Source organism: uncultured Methanobrevibacter sp. (assembly GCF_900316895.1).
Taxonomy (GTDB): domain Archaea; phylum Methanobacteriota; class Methanobacteria; order Methanobacteriales; family Methanobacteriaceae; genus Methanocatella.
Map to the genome: position 1 here is coordinate 23737 of NZ_ONER01000007.1, position 20815 is coordinate 44551.

General features: G+C 36.8%; 27 protein-coding genes. 5 read left to right on the top strand and 22 right to left on the bottom strand.

What is annotated here, in order from left to right; genetic code table 11:
* Positions 1-221: 221 nt before the first annotated feature.
* From QZN27_RS01755 to QZN27_RS01765, 3 genes are all read right to left on the bottom strand, one after another.
* A complete protein-coding gene (locus QZN27_RS01755; RefSeq protein ID WP_296782852.1) occupies positions 222-809 on the bottom strand; it encodes a DUF998 domain-containing protein in 588 nt (195 codons plus the stop codon).
* Positions 809-1747, bottom strand: coding sequence for an SAP domain-containing protein (locus QZN27_RS01760; RefSeq protein ID WP_296782854.1), 939 nt, complete (start codon positions 1745-1747; stop codon positions 809-811). Before QZN27_RS01760 ends, QZN27_RS01755 begins: the two co-directional genes overlap by 1 nt.
* A 293-nt stretch (positions 1748-2040) precedes the next feature.
* Positions 2041-2298 carry a hypothetical protein gene (locus QZN27_RS01765; protein WP_296782857.1) on the bottom strand — a complete coding sequence of 86 codons (258 nt, stop codon included), beginning with the start codon at positions 2296-2298 and terminating at the stop codon, positions 2041-2043.
* Positions 2299-2348: 50 nt separating this feature from the next.
* On the opposite strand from QZN27_RS01765, the gene QZN27_RS01770 reads away from it, so the two are divergent.
* Positions 2349-2504, top strand: coding sequence for a hypothetical protein (locus QZN27_RS01770; RefSeq protein WP_296782859.1), 156 nt, complete (start codon positions 2349-2351; stop codon positions 2502-2504).
* Here the strand turns inward: QZN27_RS01770 and QZN27_RS01775 are convergent, their stop codons facing one another.
* Positions 2505-2831, bottom strand: a complete 327-nt coding sequence (locus QZN27_RS01775) for a hypothetical protein (protein ID WP_296782861.1) — start codon at positions 2829-2831, stop codon at positions 2505-2507.
* Positions 2832-2943: 112 nt separating this feature from the next.
* Here QZN27_RS01775 and QZN27_RS01780 point away from each other — a divergent pair, with 112 nt between their 5' ends.
* From QZN27_RS01780 to QZN27_RS01790, 3 genes are all read left to right on the top strand, one after another.
* Positions 2944-3438 (top strand): MarR family winged helix-turn-helix transcriptional regulator, encoded by a 495-nt coding sequence (locus QZN27_RS01780; RefSeq protein WP_296782863.1) that lies wholly within the window; start codon positions 2944-2946, stop codon positions 3436-3438.
* 1 nt (position 3439) lies between these two features.
* Entirely contained in the window at positions 3440-4804 is a 1365-nt protein-coding gene (locus tag QZN27_RS01785) for an MATE family efflux transporter (protein WP_296782865.1), read from the top strand.
* 191 nt (positions 4805-4995) lie between these two features.
* Positions 4996-5517, top strand: coding sequence for a hypothetical protein (locus QZN27_RS01790; protein WP_296782867.1), 522 nt, complete (start codon positions 4996-4998; stop codon positions 5515-5517).
* Here QZN27_RS01790 and QZN27_RS01795 read toward each other — a convergent pair whose 3' ends face one another.
* The 11 genes from QZN27_RS01795 to QZN27_RS01845 all read right to left on the bottom strand — a co-directional run bounded on the left by QZN27_RS01795 (position 5518) and on the right by QZN27_RS01845 (position 14966).
* Positions 5518-6540, bottom strand: coding sequence for an alcohol dehydrogenase catalytic domain-containing protein (locus QZN27_RS01795; RefSeq protein ID WP_366208973.1), 1023 nt, complete (start codon positions 6538-6540; stop codon positions 5518-5520).
* Entirely contained in the window at positions 6527-7237 is a 711-nt protein-coding gene (locus QZN27_RS01800; RefSeq protein ID WP_296782871.1) for a 2-C-methyl-D-erythritol 4-phosphate cytidylyltransferase, read from the bottom strand. The genes QZN27_RS01795 and QZN27_RS01800 overlap by 14 nt, the downstream gene beginning before the upstream one ends.
* Before the next feature lie 6 nt (positions 7238-7243).
* Complete coding sequence (locus QZN27_RS01805; RefSeq protein WP_296782872.1) at positions 7244-7831, bottom strand: class I SAM-dependent methyltransferase; 588 nt, start codon at positions 7829-7831, stop codon at positions 7244-7246.
* A 90-nt stretch (positions 7832-7921) separates the two neighbouring features.
* Complete coding sequence (locus tag QZN27_RS01810) at positions 7922-8524, bottom strand: class I SAM-dependent methyltransferase (RefSeq protein WP_296782874.1); 603 nt, start codon at positions 8522-8524, stop codon at positions 7922-7924.
* 263 nt (positions 8525-8787) lie between these two features.
* Positions 8788-9936: a bifunctional ornithine acetyltransferase/N-acetylglutamate synthase gene (gene argJ, locus QZN27_RS01815; RefSeq protein ID WP_296782876.1), complete on the bottom strand. Its 1149-nt coding sequence runs from the start codon at positions 9934-9936 to the stop codon at positions 8788-8790.
* A gap of 15 nt (positions 9937-9951) precedes the next feature.
* Complete coding sequence (locus QZN27_RS01820) at positions 9952-10359, bottom strand: hypothetical protein (protein WP_296782878.1); 408 nt, start codon at positions 10357-10359, stop codon at positions 9952-9954.
* Between the two features lie 21 nt (positions 10360-10380).
* Positions 10381-11583 (bottom strand): hypothetical protein, encoded by a 1203-nt coding sequence (locus QZN27_RS01825; RefSeq protein ID WP_296782880.1) that lies wholly within the window; start codon positions 11581-11583, stop codon positions 10381-10383.
* Positions 11576-12601: a Zc3h12a-like ribonuclease gene (locus QZN27_RS01830; protein WP_296782882.1), complete on the bottom strand. Its 1026-nt coding sequence runs from the start codon at positions 12599-12601 to the stop codon at positions 11576-11578. The genes QZN27_RS01825 and QZN27_RS01830 overlap by 8 nt, the downstream gene beginning before the upstream one ends.
* Positions 12602-12664: 63 nt before the next feature.
* Entirely contained in the window at positions 12665-13408 is a 744-nt protein-coding gene (locus QZN27_RS01835) for a metallophosphoesterase (RefSeq protein ID WP_296782884.1), read from the bottom strand.
* Between the two features lie 5 nt (positions 13409-13413).
* Positions 13414-13764: a nascent polypeptide-associated complex protein gene (locus QZN27_RS01840; protein ID WP_296782886.1), complete on the bottom strand. Its 351-nt coding sequence runs from the start codon at positions 13762-13764 to the stop codon at positions 13414-13416.
* Between the two features lie 62 nt (positions 13765-13826).
* Entirely contained in the window at positions 13827-14966 is a 1140-nt protein-coding gene (locus QZN27_RS01845; RefSeq protein ID WP_296782887.1) for an aldo/keto reductase, read from the bottom strand.
* A 114-nt stretch (positions 14967-15080) separates the two neighbouring features.
* Here QZN27_RS01845 and QZN27_RS01850 point away from each other — a divergent pair, with 114 nt between their 5' ends.
* A complete protein-coding gene (locus tag QZN27_RS01850; protein ID WP_296782889.1) occupies positions 15081-15617 on the top strand; it encodes a DNA-3-methyladenine glycosylase I in 537 nt (178 codons plus the stop codon).
* 54 nt (positions 15618-15671) lie between these two features.
* Here the strand turns inward: QZN27_RS01850 and QZN27_RS01855 are convergent, their stop codons facing one another.
* The 7 genes from QZN27_RS01855 to QZN27_RS01885 all read right to left on the bottom strand — a co-directional run bounded on the left by QZN27_RS01855 (position 15672) and on the right by QZN27_RS01885 (position 20409).
* Positions 15672-15812 carry a hypothetical protein gene (locus QZN27_RS01855; protein ID WP_292600473.1) on the bottom strand — a complete coding sequence of 47 codons (141 nt, stop codon included), beginning with the start codon at positions 15810-15812 and terminating at the stop codon, positions 15672-15674.
* A 24-nt stretch (positions 15813-15836) separates the two neighbouring features.
* Positions 15837-15977: a hypothetical protein gene (locus tag QZN27_RS01860; RefSeq protein ID WP_292600475.1), complete on the bottom strand. Its 141-nt coding sequence runs from the start codon at positions 15975-15977 to the stop codon at positions 15837-15839.
* A 135-nt stretch (positions 15978-16112) separates the two neighbouring features.
* Positions 16113-17147, bottom strand: a complete 1035-nt coding sequence (locus QZN27_RS01865) for a sulfate/molybdate ABC transporter ATP-binding protein (protein WP_296782892.1) — start codon at positions 17145-17147, stop codon at positions 16113-16115.
* 28 nt (positions 17148-17175) lie between these two features.
* Positions 17176-17850 carry a molybdate ABC transporter permease subunit gene (gene modB / locus QZN27_RS01870; protein WP_296782893.1) on the bottom strand — a complete coding sequence of 225 codons (675 nt, stop codon included), beginning with the start codon at positions 17848-17850 and terminating at the stop codon, positions 17176-17178.
* An 88-nt stretch (positions 17851-17938) separates the two neighbouring features.
* Positions 17939-18766, bottom strand: coding sequence for a molybdate ABC transporter substrate-binding protein (modA, locus tag QZN27_RS01875; protein WP_296782895.1), 828 nt, complete (start codon positions 18764-18766; stop codon positions 17939-17941).
* 280 nt (positions 18767-19046) lie between these two features.
* Entirely contained in the window at positions 19047-19766 is a 720-nt protein-coding gene (locus QZN27_RS01880; protein WP_296782897.1) for a carboxymuconolactone decarboxylase family protein, read from the bottom strand.
* Positions 19767-19770: 4 nt separating this feature from the next.
* Entirely contained in the window at positions 19771-20409 is a 639-nt protein-coding gene (locus QZN27_RS01885; RefSeq protein WP_296782898.1) for a stage II sporulation protein M, read from the bottom strand.
* Between the last annotated feature and the right edge of the window lie 406 nt (positions 20410-20815).

The following is a 20815-nucleotide window of genomic DNA, read 5'->3' on the forward strand; positions in this document are numbered from 1 at the left end:
GGATTGAAAACCTAAAAGAAAAACAAAAAGAAAAAGAAGAATCCGAATAATGTATGGACCTATCACTACATTATTCATTTTAAAAACACCGTACATATCTAACGAATCAATGCAACTACTTTTACCAAATTATTAAAAATAATTAAAAGTTCAATTAAAATAATGATAAACAGATTGCCATCATGAAAAATAATTAACCGGAAAATCGAGGAAAATACGTCTTAAGATTTTACCAAAAACCATCCGGTTAGAAAACTCCAGATTATCAGGGTGTAAACTGAAAGTCTCTCAAAGACCGGCATGTAAGGATTTTTCAAGATGAAAAACATTATCCAAAAAGCAATCAAACCCACTATTCCCAAAATAAGGGTCATTTTTTGATAAGCTCCAAAATCATCCATTGATTTTGAAATCAAAACTAGCAGAATATTTCCACCTAAAATCGCCATCACGGCACCCAGAGTATGATATCCGGAAGTCAAAGGGTTTCCACCATGAATCAAACCTACAATGATGACTCCCAAACCTGTAATTAATGTAAAAATAGAAATTACAGCCTTATTTTTAACAATAAGATCTTTAAACCTGTAGAAATATCCGAATATTAACGCTAAACCGACTAATATGAAAGCTGAATTCATCAGCCAAAACAATGGCGAATTTAAATTTGGAATCCCCAATTCAGAAATGGCATGAAAAACATAAGTATTGAAAAATGAAGCATTGAAAAAAGTTGCAGAAACAGCTTCCGCTACAATATAGTACAAACTACCAATTATAAGGGCGATTCCGGCAACTTTGGACTTCATCATTGGATACCGAATTTCTTATTGAAGAATTTTTCTCTCATTTCAAAGTTCAGCTCTTCAATGTCTGCACCGTCAATGGCTTTAAGCAATGTCTTATAGCAGGTCTTTTTAGGTACGGTGACATGTTTGATATGGGATTTGTTCCAAATCTTATCAAATCTTTTCTTTAGGCTGCCCATCTTAAGCTTTTCCAAAACATTCCTTAAGTTAACCACATTGGCTTCGTTGATGATTTCATATGTGGCATAAGTCTGAACATCCAGGGAAATCGGATTTAGTCCTAAAATAAAATGCTGCAAATCATAGTCAAGGAAGGATTCATAATCGCCGTCATATGCATAGACATGTGCCTTTGCGGATAATGCAAGCCTGAACACTTCAAACTGATTGTTCACCAATGCCCTTGAGATGATTTCGTCACAGAAATTCAATCCGGTTTCAATCATTCCGGCAGATGATCCTTCAACATAAGTTTCATAATCCTCAAATCTGAACTGTACAAGAGCAAACATGTAGAGGTCTATCCATTCGTTTTCCTTTAAAAACTCATGTGCCTTGTCGGTCAACTCCAAATTGTCGAATGACTTGTTAGAGCTTGTTGACACATTCAAATTACTTGCATCTTTAGCTTCTTTTAATAAAGGCAAAACCCTTTCTACAAGCTCTTGCTTTTTGCCTGAAACTTTCAATCCGTTTTCTCTCAAGATATCCTTTAGCTCGGAGACAATATATTTTTTGGAAATGTATTCGGCAGTTATTTCCACATCCGCAGTTAACTCAACATCACCCTTAAGGTATCCTTCATCAATTAAGTAATTAATACATTCTTCAGCTGATGCGAATGTTCCGAACTGACCTTCATTTAAAATATCTTCAAGTTCATAACCGTTATTTAAAAAATTTAAAACATTGAATACTTCTAATTTTTGTTCACTCACTTAAACACCTTTTATGTTATATACTAAACTTCCAAAAAAGAAAGAATAAAAATTATTATCATAACTATATATCTTTTTTAATTAATTTAATATTTTGCATAATTTTTTTGAATTCGAAACACTCCAAAAAAACAAATTTTGACAACATCAAAAAATATCAGATCTTCCCAAGGGTTTTTCAAATCACATTATTGAATAAACGGTTTTTGACGAAAACAATGTTACGAATTCAAATCTCTATTAGAAGGGAAACATGACCTTAAAAAATCAGAAAATCGAAAAAAAATAAAAAATTATGGATTGCACGCTTCGTCAGCAGCACCCATAACAACTTTAACTTCATCAGACAGGTTTATTTCTGATATTTTTTTATCGGACTCCAGCTTGGCGGTGTAGTATGCCTGCGCAAAATTCATTGTAACAAACATTACTTCCTTGAAATCAATTATAAAGTCATCCTTAGGGATTTTATTTAAAATATCGATCAGTTCTATCGCATCGTCACTGGATTCCAAATGAGTGCCGAATTCGGCACCTAAATTAATCATCATTTTAACACCTACATTAATATTTAAAATTTATAATTAATATAATAATTCACATGAAGTGTCCGAAATGTGAGAGAAAACTGAAAAAAGTATTTCATGGTGCAAGCGAGGAAATGGCAATGGAATCATTAAACGGAGAGGTAATACTTGGAAACTGCTGCGAAAGCGAGTATAACTACTACTGCGAGAATTGCGACGAATTTTTTTAGTTATAATCCTAAAACATCCCTGTCAGGATTTGAATTTTTGAACAGATTGATACTTATATCCCTTCCGTATGTGAATTTCAGAAGGCCAGCATGGATTGACTTTAAATCATCATCCGTAAATCCTTCAAGATAGTAGATCTTGCCCCTTTCACCAACATTCATCAAAAAACGAATCATATGCCTGTAAACCATGATGGAATGAGGCCTATACACTATTATATCATCGGTAATATATTCAATAAGCATATCCATCTCCAAAAAGTCAGGCTGAATCACTTCAACATTGCAATTTGGAAATTTCTCTTTAATAATTGATTCATAATCCACTGCATCACCAATTAAAAATTTCAACATAATCATTAATAAAGTATTTCAACTATTGTTTATCGATAAACAGTTTCCGAGGAAACATTTATATGTTGTCACATACAAAATAATTTTGAAGATTGAAAAATCTTACATAACTCATTTAGAGGAAAACATGACAAACGAAAATGATGCTGACAAATTTGATTCCATGCCTTTTATTGCATTAATCCACAACATATCAAAAAATAGACTAAGATACTCAATAAAAAATCCGAATCAACTGGATATGATTCATGAAGGACGTTATTTAATTACAATTAACAAAAGAAGTGGTCTTTCGCAAGATGACCTTGCGGATACATTCACCCAAAGCAAGGGAACAATAGCTAAGGCCTTAAGGAAACTGGAAGATAAAGGGTATGTTGAACGAATAATAGATGAAAACAACAGAAGAAAATACATTTTAAAAACAACAAAAGAAGGGAAAGAATTAGCCATTTTATTGGAAAATGATTTGAAAGAATGGGAAAAAAATGTTGGAATCGATGAACTGGACGAAAGAACAAAAGACCAGTTAAAAAACATAGCCAGAAAAAGTGAAGATATTTTGAAGGACAGTGATTGATATGGCAAATAAGAACGTTGAGTTGATGAGGGGAGAGCCGGAAAGGGCAGTAAAGAAACTTGCCATTCCGATAATGATATCAATGATTTTAACCGCATTGTACAATATCGTTGACGGAATATGGGTGGCAGGCCTCGGACCGACTGCAATTGCAGGAATAGGATTCGTAACACCTATTTTCATGATTTTGAACGGAGCAAGCGTCGGACTTGGAAACGGTGCTACAAGCAGCATTTCCAGATTCATTGGAGCAAAGAACAAGGAAATGGCAACTGAATCCGCAACACAGTCCCTATTCATATTTCTGATAGCTTCAGTCGCATTAACAATCATTTTCCTCATAATACAGGAACCATTGCTTAAAAGCTACGGTGCAACAGGACAAACACTGAAAGAAGCTATTGCCTATGCTACACCACTGTTTTTAGGTCTTGTTGCCTTGATGTTTGGAAACGGATGCAGCGGAATCCTTCGTGGCGAAGGAGACATGAAACGTGCAATGTATGTCGTAGTTGCCACAGTCATCCTAAATGCAAGCCTTGACCCGATATTCATATACACATTAGGTTTAGGCTCAGCCGGAGCATCACTTGCAACAATCGTGAGCTCAGCAATTTCAGCGATAATAATTTTATACTGGATTCTGATTAAAAAGGACACATACATTGACGTTACCCTTAAAAACTTCAAGTTCAACTCAAAGCTGGCAAGAGATATTTTGAAGGTAGGAATTCCATCTGCACTGGACATGCTCATTATGGCGATTGCGATGTCAATCTATCTATTCGTAATATCCGTGGTCGGAGGAGACTATGGAATAGCCACATTCACATCCGGCCAAAGATTATACCTTTTTGCAATAATGCCTCTTACAGCTATAGGATCCGCAGTTATCGCAGTATCCGGAAGTGCATATGGAGCTCGAAACGGAGATTACCTTTCAAGAGCCCATAAGTTCGGTGCAAAGTTCGGTTTGGCTTTAGGTACTGCAATTACATTAATACTTGTGATATTTGCAACTCCTCTAGCTACAATATTTGCATATACTCCTGAAACTGCAAATCTGGTTCCGGGAATTGCACAATACCTTCAGCTGGTATGTCCATGTCTGATTTTAACTGGAATAGGAATACCTTCAAGCTTCTTCTATCAGGGAATAGGTAAGGGAACATACAGCCTGATGTTTACAATCCTTAGGGAAATCCTCTTTGTTGTTCCATTGATTTACATGTTTGTATTCCTCTTAAACATGGATTTGATTGGTATCTGGTTGGGATTATGTATCGGAAGGGCAATAGCCAGCATACTCAACTATGCATTTGCAAGATACGAGATTAAAAGAACAAGAGAAAAATTCGGAAATTAGCATATATTCCGCATACCATCACCATTCCACTAAAATGTTTTAAACTTCACTATTTTAACCATCCCAAAATATTGATTTTAGTTTTTAAAATTGATTTAACCTCTTTAAATTGCTCAAATTTAAAACTTAACCCTTTATAAGCGATGAAAAATAATATAGAAAACACAAGTAAAATTTTAGAGGTTAAGAAAATGAATAAAACAGAATTCGATTATAAAACAAGAACTATAAGAGAAGTCTTCAGCGACACAAGAAAAATATGCATCGCTCCAAAACATGAAATAAAACTTGATGAGGAGGTTCATCCGGGAGGCGACATCTTTAAAACTGAAGACGGAGAATACATTGATTTTGAAACCCAATTAAAAGACTTTGATGCAGAAGAACTTGCAAAATATGTTGAATTTGCTGAAAATCTCTATGAAAAACATCAAAAAAAGGTATCAGTCTACATCCTATGCCCAAAAAACATCAATGTTAACGTCAGGGAATGTCCATTGAAATCAGATTCCGATTTCACAATAAAGCTTGCATGCTCACAGGACGACATCTGCCATCTGATTTTAAACCGCATCAAGAACAAGCTTAAAAACGAGATTGCCCTTGACTGTGATGACATCAATGCCGTTGAAATGCTTCCGGTAATGTGCAACAGACATGAGAGGAACTATTTCAGGGCAGAATCCATAAAAATTCTGAATATGGTCTATTGATTATTTGTTCCATTTCAGGATGGTTTTGCCGAAGTGTGAAATGTAATCCTTATCAAAGGCTTCCTTCAAGTCGGACAGGGTATTTATTTCACATATGTTTGTAACCAGCTTTTCAAGATATTCAAACAGCTGAGGATTTTGTTTGAGGGTCTCCACCACTCCAACAAAGTCTTCCCTTTCGGATCGGCTGTTTCCCTGGAGTGTCAATCCCTTTTCCAAAACCATTCTTGTATTGACAGGTATAGGATATTCGCTTACTCCAAAGAGGTTTATTGTCCCTTGAGGATTGATTAAATCGATAATCTGTTCGATTGCTGATTGGGATGCGCTTGATCCTACACATTCAAAGCCGTGGTCAATTACCAAATCATCCGGAACGTTGTGTATCTGATGGATTTCATCTGCAAATGAAAACAGGTTCAGGTTTTCAAGGTGCTTTCCGAAAACTATGATTTTGGATTGTGGGAACCTATTCTTCAAGAGAAGTGCAGTTATGAAACCCAGGTTTCCGTCTCCCCAAACTCCCAATGCATCCTTTGGGGTTATTGCAAGTTCTGAAAACTTGGAAATGCCTTGATAGGCAACTGTTATAAGTTCTATGAATGCTGAAACTTTTGGATCGAAATCGTCAGGAATTTTGACTACACGGCTTGAATCCAGCTTTATCAAATCGGATGTGAAACCGTCAAATCCGCTTCCCCTGAATTTGGATTTGTATGAATAGTTGGCTCTACAGACATCTTCCCCCATGGGAGTGTTTGGAATCATTACAACATTGTCTCCAGCTTCAAATTCTCCTGTTTTGTCATATATCACTTCACCAATCCCTTCATGAATCAGTGCCATCGGCAATTTTTCTTCAAGAACCTCTGCAGGCCTTGAGCCTTGATAGTATCTTTGGTCGGCCTGGCAGATTGAAAGATAGGTTGGCCTTACGACCACTCCGTCAAGCTCTACCTCATCAATCGATTCCTCGAAAAATTTTGGGGATTTAAGCCTATAAACAATGTTAATCATTTCCATCCTCAAGTATTGTATTAGCTAATTTCAAGTCATAAGGGTATGTAATCTTGATATTTGTCACTTCACCCTCAACTAGATGTACATCTTCATCTTTAAGTGTGAATATTTTGCATGCATCTGTCAGTATATTGGTTTCGGCTTCTGTTAAACTATTGATTAAGTTGAAAAGTTTCTTTATATTGAAGCTCTGTGGCGTTTGGCCTTGGTAATAATAATCCCTCACAGGGATGCTTTCGATAGTCTCACCATTGACGCTTTCGACAATAGTATCTGTAGCAGGTATGACAGTATCGCAGGCACCATATTTTCTTGCCGCATCGATATTGTCCCTTATGATTCTGTGGGTTACAAATGGACGCACTGAATCGTGCGTAATGATAATTGACTCATCATCGATGCCGAAATTGTCTTCAATATATTTGATGCTGTTCATGATTGTGTCGTTTCTGGTTTCGCCACCTTCAATGACAATTATGTCATCATTTTCACCAATATAATCATTGATAAGATTATTAGTGTGATTTATAAAGTTTTTTGGAATCAGAACGATTATTTTGTCGATGTTTTCATTGATTACAAACTTTTCAATAGTATGAATAATTACAGGCTTATTTCCTAAGGTCAGAAATTGTTTGGGAGTATCTGTACCGCCCATTCTTGAACCTATTCCTCCTGCAAGTATCGCTGCAAAAATCATATGAATTTACTCCTTTTTAAATATGATTAGGTAGTGGGATTTGCCTTGGGGATTTTCTTCACCGATGTCTACTGTCAGATGATCCCTTTTAAGGCCATATTGGTTGAATATCTTTTCCATCTCGACATGTGAAATTCTGATATCAATAGGAGGACCTTTAGTCATTTCTATAGGTTTGAAATCCATTATGGCAATCCTTCCGTCTGATTTGGTAATTCTTTTTAATTCGTTAATGACATCTTCCTTTTGGCTGGATTCCTTGAATCCATGGAAAACATTAAGCATCAGAACAATATCCACAGATTCATCACCTACACCAGGAATGGTTTTGGTAATGTCTGCTTCGATAGGAATCAGATTTTCAATATTGTTCTCATCAACGTATTCCTGCAATTCCTTGATAGATTCTGCATAAGCGTCAACAGCATAAGCCTTGCCCTGCGGGAGATATTTATCAATGGCCTTTTTAGAAATGTAACCGTCACCGCATCCAGCATCCAAAAAAGTTTCATTGCCGTTGAGATTTAATTCTGTCAGTATCTCATCAGAATCCAGGAAATTTGCACTTGATTTTCCATGATGTCTATGCTCCATAATTACACCTTACTAATAATCTTTAAAAAATAGTATTTAAAATTTTCAAAAAAAGTTTAGGAGAGTTTAAAACTCTCAATCAAAAAAAAGCTATTCCTTTTGGAACATGATTAAATAGTGAGATTTTCCTTCAGGAATATCCTCGCCTATCTCTTCATTCAAATAGGTCATTTTAAGGCCATGTTTATTGAACAGTTGTTCCAACTCTTCAGGAGAAGATCTCACTGGTGTTGGAGGTCCTTTTGGAACATCCCAAGCCTTATAGTCCATGATTGCAATTTTTCCATCATTTTTGATGATTCTTGAAAGTTCAATGACTGCCTCATCAAGTTTTCTTGACGCTTTAAAACCATGGAAAACATTGACCATCAAAACGACATCAACGGATCCGTCATCGACTCCAGGAATTCCTTCAGTAATGTCTGCTTCGATATTTATCAGGTTTTCAACATTGTTTTCGCTTTTGTATTTTTCCATATCTTCAATTGAGGCGTCATAGACATCCACTGCATAAACTGTTCCCTTGTGATTGTAATCTTCAAGAATTTTGATTGCATTATGGCCATCACCGCATCCGGCATCCATAATTGTCTCATTTCCATTTAAATTTAGCTCTTGAATGATTTCATCTGAATCCAGGAAAAAAGCGCTTGAAAATCCATGAGCCCTATGTCCGTTTTCAGGCATCATCATATTATCACCTAAGTAATAATATCTAAAAAATAGTATATAATTATTGTCAATGTGAAAATTAGTAAACAACACTTAAAAATTAGTTAAAATAAGAAAAAAAAGTTATAAGAGGATTATTTTTTCCAGGTTTGTTTTACTCCTCTTCCTCTTTTACTACCAGGTTTGGTATAACTTCTTTTTTGTCTGGTTCTTCTGTTAGTTCCTTTAACTTTTGCCATATTTTCCCCTCCTTAAAATTTATCATTACAAAATTAGAATTAAATCTATAACAAAAAAATATTTGTTTTCGTGATGTTTTTAGACTGCATTATCTTTTCGGCCCTTTCAAGATAAGGGGTGTCTTCAAATGCAAGGATTTCACCGTTTTTGACAAGATCAACATCATCAGTGTCATCTGCAATGGATATTGTTACAATATCAGGATTTAAATCACATCCAGAGTACCCTATTGCTGAGACAATTCTTCCCCAATTAGGGTCTCCTCCAAATACTGCAGACTTGAATAAACTAGAGGATATGATTGATTTTGCTGCAAGACGTGCATCCTCATCATTCCTGGCATTGCAGACATTGGCTTCAATGAATTTGGTAGCGCCCTCACCGTCACGGGCCATCTTTTTGGCAAGGTCGATGCACAGGTAATCCAATGCTTCCTGGAAGTTTGAATCGATTTCACCGTTCTTTACGACTTCAACGCCTGATGCACCGTTTGCCATCAGCAGACATGTATCGTTGGTACTTTCATCCCCGTCTACGACAATCATGTTGAAACTGATATTCGCTGATGCCTTGAGTGCCTTTTTGATTTCATCTGCAGGAATTACTGCATCGGTTACAATGAAAGACAGCATTGTACCCATATTTGGAGCAATCATTCCGCTTCCTTTGGTGATTCCAGCAAGTCTGACTGTTTCACCGGAAGTTAATGTGACTTCCAAAGCGCATTCCTTTGGAAATGTATCTGTAGTCATGATGGCCTTGGCGGCTGCAAGTGAGTTTTCAGGATCGTTTCCAAGCTTTGACAATGATTCATAAGCCACCTTGGAAATGATGTCTATAGGCATTTCACGTCCTATGACCCCTGTTGATGAAATTGCTATCTCATCCTTAGGTATTTTCAAGTCCTTAGACACAAGTTCAACTAATGTCTCACAGTCCTTAAATCCCTGTTGGCCTGTAAAACAGTTGGCATTTCCACTGTTGACAAAGACAGCTGAAATGATGCCTTTTTTTAAAACGTTCTGAGTGTACTTAACAGGAGCTGCAACCACTTTGTTTGAAGTGAAAACTGCTGAAGCAGTGCTGTTTGGTGAAACAATTATAGTGACACCATATTTTCCTTCACGAGCCCCTGATACTTTAAGATTTTCAATTACTGAAAATCCTCCATCAAGTTCTTTAATAAAATTCATAAAAATCACAAAAAATCATGTTTCATTTTCTTTTATATATTGCGTATCAATCAGTGATGAGCCATTCTCGTTATAGTCTATTCCGTCAACTTCCTTATCATAAATGACTTCATTTGCAGTTATATTCTTAGTCATTTCCTCTGTTACATTCTCAAAATGAGGCTGACCGTCATTACCGTCATCAAAACTGAGAGATACACCCATTCCTGCACCTATGACAAATGCGACCAATGCAATTATCACAATGAACATGAGAGTTCCGCTGCTTTTTCTTGGCTGTTTGGGTTTTCTTTGCCTTTGCTTCATAGGCCTGGACGGACGATTATTGAACTTATTTTTACCTCTTCCAAATTTTCTTTTGGAAGTATTTTGGCGACCATTTCCTGATCTTAAAACTCTTTTATCGTCTTTTTTTCGTCTCATGATTTTTCTCGTCTTAATTGATTAAGTGATAACCGCATAAATTAGGGCCAGAATAACCCCTATAAAACTGAACATTCCAAGTCCCAAAATTGACATCACATAAGCAAATATGAATACGAATGCAAATACCCCAATCAATTTCGGTTTCTCGTTTTCCACCAGATTAATGAGAGTCCTTGTAAATTCGGATGGAATATTATAAGCATATAAACCGTTGGCCAATTCAAAAACAACCAATGACAATGGAGAAGTTGAATCCAAATCGTCTACAAGCTGAGCCCTTTCTCCTGCTTCACGTCTGCTTCTTCCAACACCTGCCCTGATTTTTGCACCGTTATCCAATGCAAACCATGCTGCATCAAGACCTGCACGAATCGCCAAATCTTTTGAAGGGAATTTTGCAATGAAGTCATCTCCACCTTCCCTGTAGCCTTCGAGCTCTCCTTCACATTCGGTTTCGATGAAATTTTTGATTCCTGTCATCAATTCCACCAGCTGATTCCTTCCGTTTTTGTTGATGAATTTGGTGGAATCAATCAAGTCAATGAACAGATAATTTTCCAGGTCAACCGGTCTTGATTCCTGAAGAAGGAACGGTGAATCAAATACCAACGCATATTCTCCACCTAATTTGGTAAATGCGATTCCAGGAAAGCTTCCGACACTTTGAGTATAATGAATTGCCCTTTCAATTGAAGCGGCACCAGTCATCCCCACAGCAGAGATTATTGGAATTCCTTCAGACAATCCTATTCCAATCAATTCAATAGCTACACGGATTGCATCGTTTTTACTTAGCATTCTTGCAACAAGCTCTGTAGCTGTCTTTTCCACAATTTCTCCCTTTTCGTTTTGAATGATTTTGACAAAAATGTCAATCAAACGGGAAGGATGCGGAAGCTCAATGTAGAAATAACGGTCACTACCCATGATAATGTTACTTACCAGCGCATATTCTTCAATCTTATTTTCCGCCGGTTGCAATTCATGAAAAGTATAATCCTTTGGAAGGTTTTCGGCACCTACATCACGAACGAGGTTTTCCAAGATGGAGTCGGATGTGATTTCAGCCTTTTCAAGCTCAAATAGAATGGTCTGAGTATAATTGAATAGTTCCACATACTCAGTTTCAAGTGAGTTTGTTGGAAAAAATTTTGTTCCCACCGCAATCGGATTGAGCTTTGTTGTGAGTCGGATAATAAACCTAGTTAAACTATTAACCATCCAAGTCTCCTCCTCTTTCCAGTTCTATTTCAAAATCACCAGGCTTTTCCAATAGCATGTCAGGTTTTACGGATACAAATGGGAATTTCCAAGATCCAAGTCTTCCGGCAATTGTGCTTGCGATATTTCTTGAATTCCTTTTGATGAACACTTCATCATGTTCGCTTACGCGCACTAGAATGTTATATGGTGCAGTTTCAGTAACTTCATCTGCAAGCAGTATGTTCAATTCAAATGTGCCCGGTCTTGTAAACAAATCATTTCTTACTGCGATTAAAGGTTTTTTCTCAAGACCTAACCTGTCTGCAATGGTAACTGAAATGTTACCTGCATTTTTCACAGCAATCTTATAATCTTTAGGATGTACCAATACGAAAATAACATATGGTGCGGCGATTTCCACATCATCCACCATCTCCACAATCTTATTGAACATAGGTATTTTGGAAAAGATGTTTTCCAACCGTGATTCTGCATTATTTTCATTGTCGATACGGATGATAGCCTGTTTGGCTATGTTTAATGGGGAAATTTCCAGACCTTCTTTTCCTGTGTAGATTTCCCATTTTTTAAAGTTTAATTCCTTGATAATTTCGTCACAAATGTGCTGTAAGATGTTTTTATCCTTTTTAGGTTTTTTCGGTTTTCCAAAAGTGAGTCTGCCATGATCAATTATGAACGGTATTCTCATGGAGGCAATGTTTCTAAATTCGGCAGCATAATCTCTGAATTTATCATTTGATAGGACTTTTGCTTTTTCACGAGTTGCAATATCCAATATAAAATGATCTGCATCATTTCCCGCTGGAACTTCTTCCACATTGTCACTTTCCAGCAATTTTGCAAATTTTTCCTTATCATCAATATCATGACGAAGTGATGCATCAGCAATAATTACAAATTCATCTTCACTTTCTTCCAATGCTTTAACAGCAGCAAGAATATTGGACATTTGAGGTTGTCCGTTCTCATTTTTAACATGATGAGCTACATTAGAAGCATCTACGACCACTTTCATAATATCACCTAAAAATTCAATTCAGTTTATTATATATATTTTATTCTTATATTTAAATTTAATTTATAATTTATTTCTTGGATATTTTCCAAATAAAAATTTTTCGCCATTTACTTCATTTAAATAGATTTCAATCTCATCTTCTGAGATGTTATAAACATTATATGAGTTTTTATTTTTGCCTCTGAGTTTTAAAGAGGAGAGAGACCCTGCATTGACAATAAGGGTTTCATTTATTTTCCATATATTTGGAACATGCTTATGTCCGGACAAGACCAAATCGACCTCATGAGTTGTCAGGGTTTTTAGAATATCTCCCGCATCAGACAAAACATTGCGTTCACGTCCGGTCTGAGGTATGGATACAACATGATGGTGCAGAGCAACAATGGAGAAATTTTCATTGATTACACATTCATCCAACTGATGTTCCAGCCACATGTGCTGAGGGGTTCCGACATGCCCCTTGTCCTCATCTGGAGAGCTGCTGTCAAGTCCCATTACTGTGAAATTACCATCCATTGTTAATTTCCAGCTTTTTTCACCGACCAACTCTTCAAATGTCTGATAACCAAGATTACGGGCATCATGATTTCCCGGAACTGCAAATAATGGGGCTTCAAACATTTCCAAATATTTTGTTGCCTTTTCAAATTCGACATAATAACCGTGTTCGGTCAAATCCCCTGTTAAGATTATCATGTCCGGCTGCAAATTGTTAATCTCATTCACGGCCTTTATGAACATTTCCTCATCAAAGGTTGCATCGGAAATGTGCAAATCGGAAATGTGTGCAATCAAAGTCATGTTATCTATTGATTCAATTTCATGATGGCTTCTGCAAGGTCGCCTTTACATTCTTCTAAAGCCTGTCTTGCCTCATCTTCACTGACGCCAGCGCTGTTAGCCACCATTTCCACATCTTCATCAGGAATTTCTACTTCATATTCCAATTCCACTTCACGGGCCTTACCTTCGATTTGATAGGTTTCCTGTCCCATCACATTCATTAGACTAACACTAGGATTATCGATGACTAATTCCTTATCTTCAAAACGGATTATGACTTCAAGGGCTCCTGGAAGGTCTTCCATTTTCATGCCCATCTTTTTCATTTGTCTTTCCATCTGCTTCATCTGTTTTTTGTTCATGCCAGGTATCATAATAAAATCCTCATATAAACTAACTATTAATAAATATATAGTTTAATATTATTAAAAGTTACTTAATTTTCGAATCCGTAGATTTCAGTTTCGAAGGTTTTTGCGACATCCTTCAAAACATCCGGAATATTGATGGATTGAGGACATTCCTCTATGCATATTTCACATTCGATGCAATCGGAAGCTATTCCCACGCCATCAAGCTTGGAATAGTTGAGATAGGCATTTCCGAACTGTGTCCATTCATCTATTTTCAGCATTTTATGCTTGTTGTATAAATCAAAGAGTCTTGCGATGTCTATTTCCTCAGAACATGACTCGACGCAGTATCTGCATTTTGTACAGTCAACAGTGATGTTGCTGTTGATGATTTCTGAAACCTCATCAAGGATTTGGAGTTCCTCATCATCCAAAGGATCCGCATTCTTGAATTCCTCGATGTTGTTTTCAAGCTGTTCAAGATTGCTTGCACCGGTAAGGACAACGCATGCATCAAGATTGGCCACGAATCTCATTGCCCATGAAACAACTGACCTGTCTGGATTGTGTTGTTTCATCAGTTTTTCAGCATCTTCAGGAACATCGGCCAAAAAGCCGCCCTTATACGGTTCCATAATCATTACCTGCTTGTCATATTTTTTGGCGACTTCAAGACATTTCTTCGCTTCGATGTTTTCATCTTCCCAGTCAAGATAGTTTATCTGAAGCAGAACAAATTCGAGTTCAGGATGCTCGAATAGGATTTCCTCCAGAAATTCAGCATTACCATGAGTGGACAATCCGATGTGCTTGATTTTTCCTTCCTTCTTTTTATTTTCTATAAAAGAGTATAAATCAACATTCTTCCAGGCGGTTTCAGTGAATCCGCTCACGTTATGAAGCATGTAATAATCAAAGTAATCTACTCCACAGTTTTCCAGTTGCTGTGCAAACAGCGGTTCCAGTTGGGACTCCTCTGTGATAACAAACAACGGAAGTTTTGTAGCTATTTTAAATGAATCACGTGGATATCTGTCAACAACGGTTTTTTTGAAGGCCGGTTCGCCTGCCCCTTCATGATAAACGAATGCAGTGTCAAAATAGTTGAATCCGGCATCCATGTATGCATCTACCATCTTATTAACATGTTCTATGTCAATGCTTGTCTGATCATTTTCATCCAAAAGTGGAAGTCTCATCATTCCCATACCTAGCTTAGTCATACAAATCAACCTCTATTATAATATTATAATCAAATAATTAATTAATGTATTCAATCATGAAAAATCATCAATTCTTGAATAAATATTTAAATAACATTTATGATAAGTATTTTCATGAGCGAAAATCGATGCACATGGGCAGGAAACGACGAAGTTTATATAAGATATCATGATGAGGAATGGGGAGTTCCAACCCATGACGACAAGGAACTGTTTGAGATGCTTGTTTTGGAGTCTTTTCAGGCAGGACTGTCATGGATTACTATTCTCAAAAAGAGAGAAAACTTCAGAAGGGCCTTTGATGAGTTTGATGTTAGAAAAGTGGCCGGTTATGATGAGGCAAAGGTTGAGGAACTGCGGCTGAATGAGGGCATAATCCGCCATAAGGGAAAAATCAATGCGGCCGTCAACAATGCGCAGGTGTTCATTGAAATACAGGATGAATTTGGAAGCTTTGACGACTACATCTGGGGATTTACAGACGGTGAAATAATTAAAGCCGAGTTTTTAACAGAATCCAAATTGTCCAAACACATCTCAAAGGACCTGAAAAAGAGAGGCATGAAGTTTGTCGGCCCGACAATAATATATTCCTATCTTGAATCCATTGGCGTGATTGACAATCATCAGGAATGTTGCTTTAAATATTGAACTGCGAATCCATCGCAATAATTAGATTTAAAGAAAAAATCTATAAAATTATATTTAAAAAGGGACAAATCTTTGAGACCTGATTTCTTTAGCTAATTCTTTATATTCGCCACTTGGTGATTTATACATCTTTTTAACAATTTTAATTGCATCCTCACCTTCAATTACAGGTGATGGACTAATAGGTTTAGCCATTTTAATACTCCTCCATTTAATGCTCTAGAATAAGACCCTTCTTTGTGAATAAACTTCTTTCCAAAACTCTTTATCCTTTTCAGTAGGAGGTTCTTCCATCCATTCAAGAAATTCGATTGCATCCTTGCCTTCTAATTCAAGTGTTGGTCTAATCGGTTTAGCCATTTTAACACATCCTTTCAAAATAGTTTACTTGAATAATATCGGTCAAAATACTATTGATTTTAATCATTTAAATTATTTTCCTTTGATTAAAAAGCAATATTACAAAGTGAGAACAATTATTTAAAGTAAAATCAATTATTCCTCAAGCAGGATTATGTTTTCAGGATCCACCTTCAAATACTCTGGAATGACGAAATCATGCTCATGAATCTTCTTGTCGACTTTCCACCACAAACCGTTTGCCAGGGTTATTTCCCATTCAAAAGGCTTTTCCAGCTTGCTTGAATCATTTGTGCCAAAGACGTTCACCTCATCTTTGCCTGCAGCTGAAAAATCGTGCGCCCTTATTCCAATATGAGTGATTCCAGAGGAAATTTTCTCAGACACCTCGAATTCAACGCCCCAATCAATGGATTTGACATGATAGTCATCTATAATCTCGACTCTGGAGATGTTCTTGCATCCGGTAAGCCTTGCGACCTGAACCTTTCCGGGATTTTCAAACACCTCATGGGTGGGACCCTGTGCAATGACCTTGCCCTTGTCCAGTATTATTAGGTCGTCACAGAACTGGAACACCTCATCACGGTCGTGGGTCACAAGAATTGAAAATCCGTCAAAATCATCAAGCATCCTGACAAGTTCCAAACGCAGCTGCTCCTTTAGGAATGCATCCATTGCACTGAACGGCTCATCGAGCAATATCACATCAGGACCATATGCCAGAATACGTGCCAGAGCCACTCTCTGCTGCTGGCCTCCGGACAACTGTCTTGGATATCTTTTTTCAAGCCCTTCGAGATGGAAGCGCCTTATCATTTCAGAAACCCTTTTTTCATCACTGCCCTTGGACAATCCACAGGCAACATTTTCCTCAACTGTCATGTTTGGAAACAGCGCATAGTTTTGAAAAAGGTAGCCTACATTCCTTTTTTGAGGTTTCAAATTTATTTTATTATCTGAATCAAAATAAGTGGTTTCTTCATTTGTCTTTAAGCTTATAATGCCCTTATCAGGATTCACAATACCTGCAACGGATTTCAGTGTCATACTTTTCCCGCAACCGGAAGGACCGAGAATGCCCAGACATCCCCTTTTCAATTCGAAATCAACTTTCAAGTCGAATTCCTTGAGTTTCTTTTGGATATTTACCTTTAATGATTTGTCCATAATAATCCTTCCTCAGATATTTCTAAATTCATTTCCATTGCTTTTCCTTTCGCAACGAAACAAAATCCATGATAAAAATGGCTATGAATGCTATAATGACAATGAATATTACATAATTGAATGCATCTCCCATATTTCCTGCAGCCACTTCCGAATAAACTGCCATTGGAAGTGTTCTGGTCTGGTCTGCAATGTTACCCGCAAGCATCGCTGTTGCACCGAATTCACCTAATCCCCTCGCATATGCAAGGATTCCTCCGCTGATGATTCCCGGCAGCGCATTTGCAAACAATATTTTCCAGAAGATTTTCCATTCAGACATTCCTAAAGTGCGGCCCGCATCCAACAGGTTGGAGTCGACCTGTTCGAATGCTCCCCTGGAGGAACGATACATCAATGGAAAAGACATGACAACCGCTGCAATGACCGTTGCGGGCCATGAAAATGCAATTTTGAATGCAAAAAAGTCTATGAAAAAACTTCCGATCGGCCCTCTGACACCGAAAATATACAATAAAAAGAAACCCACTACTGTAGGCGGCAGCACAATCGGCAATGTGAAAATGCCGTCAAGCACTATTTTTATCGTGTCGTTTTTCATCTTTACAATGCCCCAAGCGACAATCAAACCCACAAAAAAGGTTATCAAAATTGAAACGCTTGCTGTTTTCATTGAGATGAAAATAGGGGACCAATCCATCATGTAGTTTCTCCGTTAATTTCTATATTATTCATTTGAACAATATAATATTAAAATTTATTTAAAAAAAAGGTTTTCATGAATAGAAAATCTATTCATGAATTGTGAATCCATATTCAACAAATATGTCTTTGGCTTCTTTGGTCTGCAAGAAGTCCATAAATGCTTTTGTAGCGTTTGAATCTGTTGAGTTTTTAAGTGCAGCTACAGGATATATAACTGGAGTTTTTAAAGTGCTATCTGGTGCTTCGCAAATTACTTTAACATCATCAGTTGATTTTGCATCGGTTGCATATACAATACCGCAGTCAGCAGATCCCTGAGCCACCTGGTTTAATACAGCAGTCACATCAGTGCCTAAAGATAATTTAGATTCAACATCATTCCAAATACCTGTGTTGTTCAATACCTCTTTGGCATATTGTCCTGCAGGTACGGATTCAGGATCACCTATAGCAATGTTGCCTTTAACATTTTTTAAATCATCAAATGAAGAGATGTTAGCGTTTGAGTCTTTTGGTACAATCAAAACGACTTTGTTTTCTAAAAATTGAAGATTGGTATCATTTGCAACTAAACCTTCATCAGCTAAAGCGTTCATCTGTTTGTTGGAAGCGGACATGAACACATCAGCTTGCAAACCGTTTTCAATTTGGGTTTGCAGGTCTCCACTTGAAGCATAGGTAGGTGTAACTTTTACACCAGGATATTTTTGTTCAAACATTGGAATTAACTTTTCATCAAAAGCGTTTTTCAAACTAGCTGCCGCAGCCAGATTAACTTCTTCTCCTTTTAAACTATCGTCAGTAGCATTGTCTCCTCCTAAAAAGTCAAACAAACCTGCAGAACAGGAACCAATTGAAACAACAGCAACAACAATAGCTATAATAGCAATAATTGCGATTTTATTAGATTTCATAACTATTCTCCCATATAAATAATACAAACAAGAAAAATTAAATGCAATAATTCAGACGAATATTTTAAAGCAAAATGAATAACATTATTATTCGATGTAATTTATTATTTACTTTCAATTATTCAAAAATCATTAATTGCACTTCATTCATCATGATTGACAATAATATGTTTAATAGCAATGACATATAAATATTTGCATATCGATGTAAATATGTTCATATCGCATCATGAAAAAATAGGTAACGCTAAAAAAAATGAAAGAAAATATTTGCATCGAGTTAACTGCAAATCTCATTAACAATAGCCAATGCATTCAGTGACCTTGGAAAGCCAATATATGGCAAAATAACCGTAATGGCTGAAACCAATTTCTCCTTATCGTTGCCTACACTTAAATTACCCTGAACATGGCCTCTTAACTGGTTTTCACACCCTCCCAACGTTGCGATGAACACAAAAGTGATGAGTTCCCTTTCGCAGTCGTTCAATCCGTCACGGGTGTAGAAGTCCCCGAAGCAGTATCCTTCCAAAAAAGTGTTGAAGTGCTTTTGGCCTTCCGGAGCATTGTCATTCATTGCCTGAATCATTTCAGCTCCAAAGTACCTGTCCTGGATTTCACGGCCTTTTTTGCGTCTGTTTTCAGAGGTTGTATTTGACCTTGGAGCTGAAGGCATCTCAATTCCCTTTTTGTCAAATACCTTGATTACGACTCCAAAGAAGTTATGGGCACGGCCAAAGCCGACATAGGGAACTGACTGATAGAGCAGTTCCTTCACCTCTTCGGGTGTGACGTATTTATTGACCGCTGAAAGCAAGATTTTTTTGAAAGCCTTTGGTGACTGGCAAGCGATTAAGGAAGCCAATGTCACTAAAACAGATTCCTTTTCAGATAATGTTGAGTATTCATGCACTTCATCAAATGCGAAGTTCTTGAATATCTCATGAAATTCAGGGTCATTTTTCCTGATTCTTCCAAAATTATCAAACAAATCATCCATATTATCACCAGGTTCCTAAAATCAACTCTGAGAAAGGAACTGAAATATATGCCTCGATAGGAGCTGCAATAATCAACAGTATGGTTGCAAAAATCATTAGTATCACACTTTGAACCAAAGCCTTCTTTGATTTGTCAAATGCCTCTGAAACACCATGGGTTTCACTGCTTATCATCGCCCTGATGAATCTGCATATGAACAGGAACAACAATATCCCCGCCACGGATTGAATGACAGTTGCGGTCAATTCAAGTATTCCATGAGGAATCAGGTAGACGATGAATTTCATACCTCCATTTGGTAACACTTGACTGAACAATTGTCCAATTAATCCCATATTGATTCCATTGTAGAGCAATGAAACAATTGCCGGAATCCCAATGAATATGGATCCGACATATACCAGGATGCCGCTATATTCGTTATTTATGAAAAGGTCAACAGCACTTGCGTTTTGCATCGCAGCAGGAGTTGATGATGACATGTTCTGAAATTCAGATAATGTGGCGCCAATAGGGCCCGCAGACAGAATCCATGCTCCTACAATACAGATTATAAAGAATACATATAACCCAATGATTAATTTCTTATTGTCTTTTAAGCTTTCAATCAACAAGCCTTTAAATTTTTTTAGAATATCCATAATAATAATTTGGATGAGCATATTTAAATAGTTAATAAGATGATGTGAATATATTAAAAAATAAGTTAAAATAGAAAAATCCAATGTCTACAACATGTTTTACACATGTTCGAACAGATAGACATTGAAACACATCTATTAATAAAGACCTAAAAATTGTTTTAAAGGTGAAATATTGCTTTAACTTCGTAAAATTTACTTCATCATATAAACTCACAAATGGCCATATAATCATGACATGAAAAAATTAGAACAATCCAAATCACTTACGTATGATTTGTATCCTAAGATACGTTCCATTTATATATTGAACCTCTCCGGCTTGTAGAAGCCGGAGATTCTTAGGCCATGCCTATTTTTTCGTCAAAGCATTTCCATTCATAATAATATGTGGATTTTCCTTGAC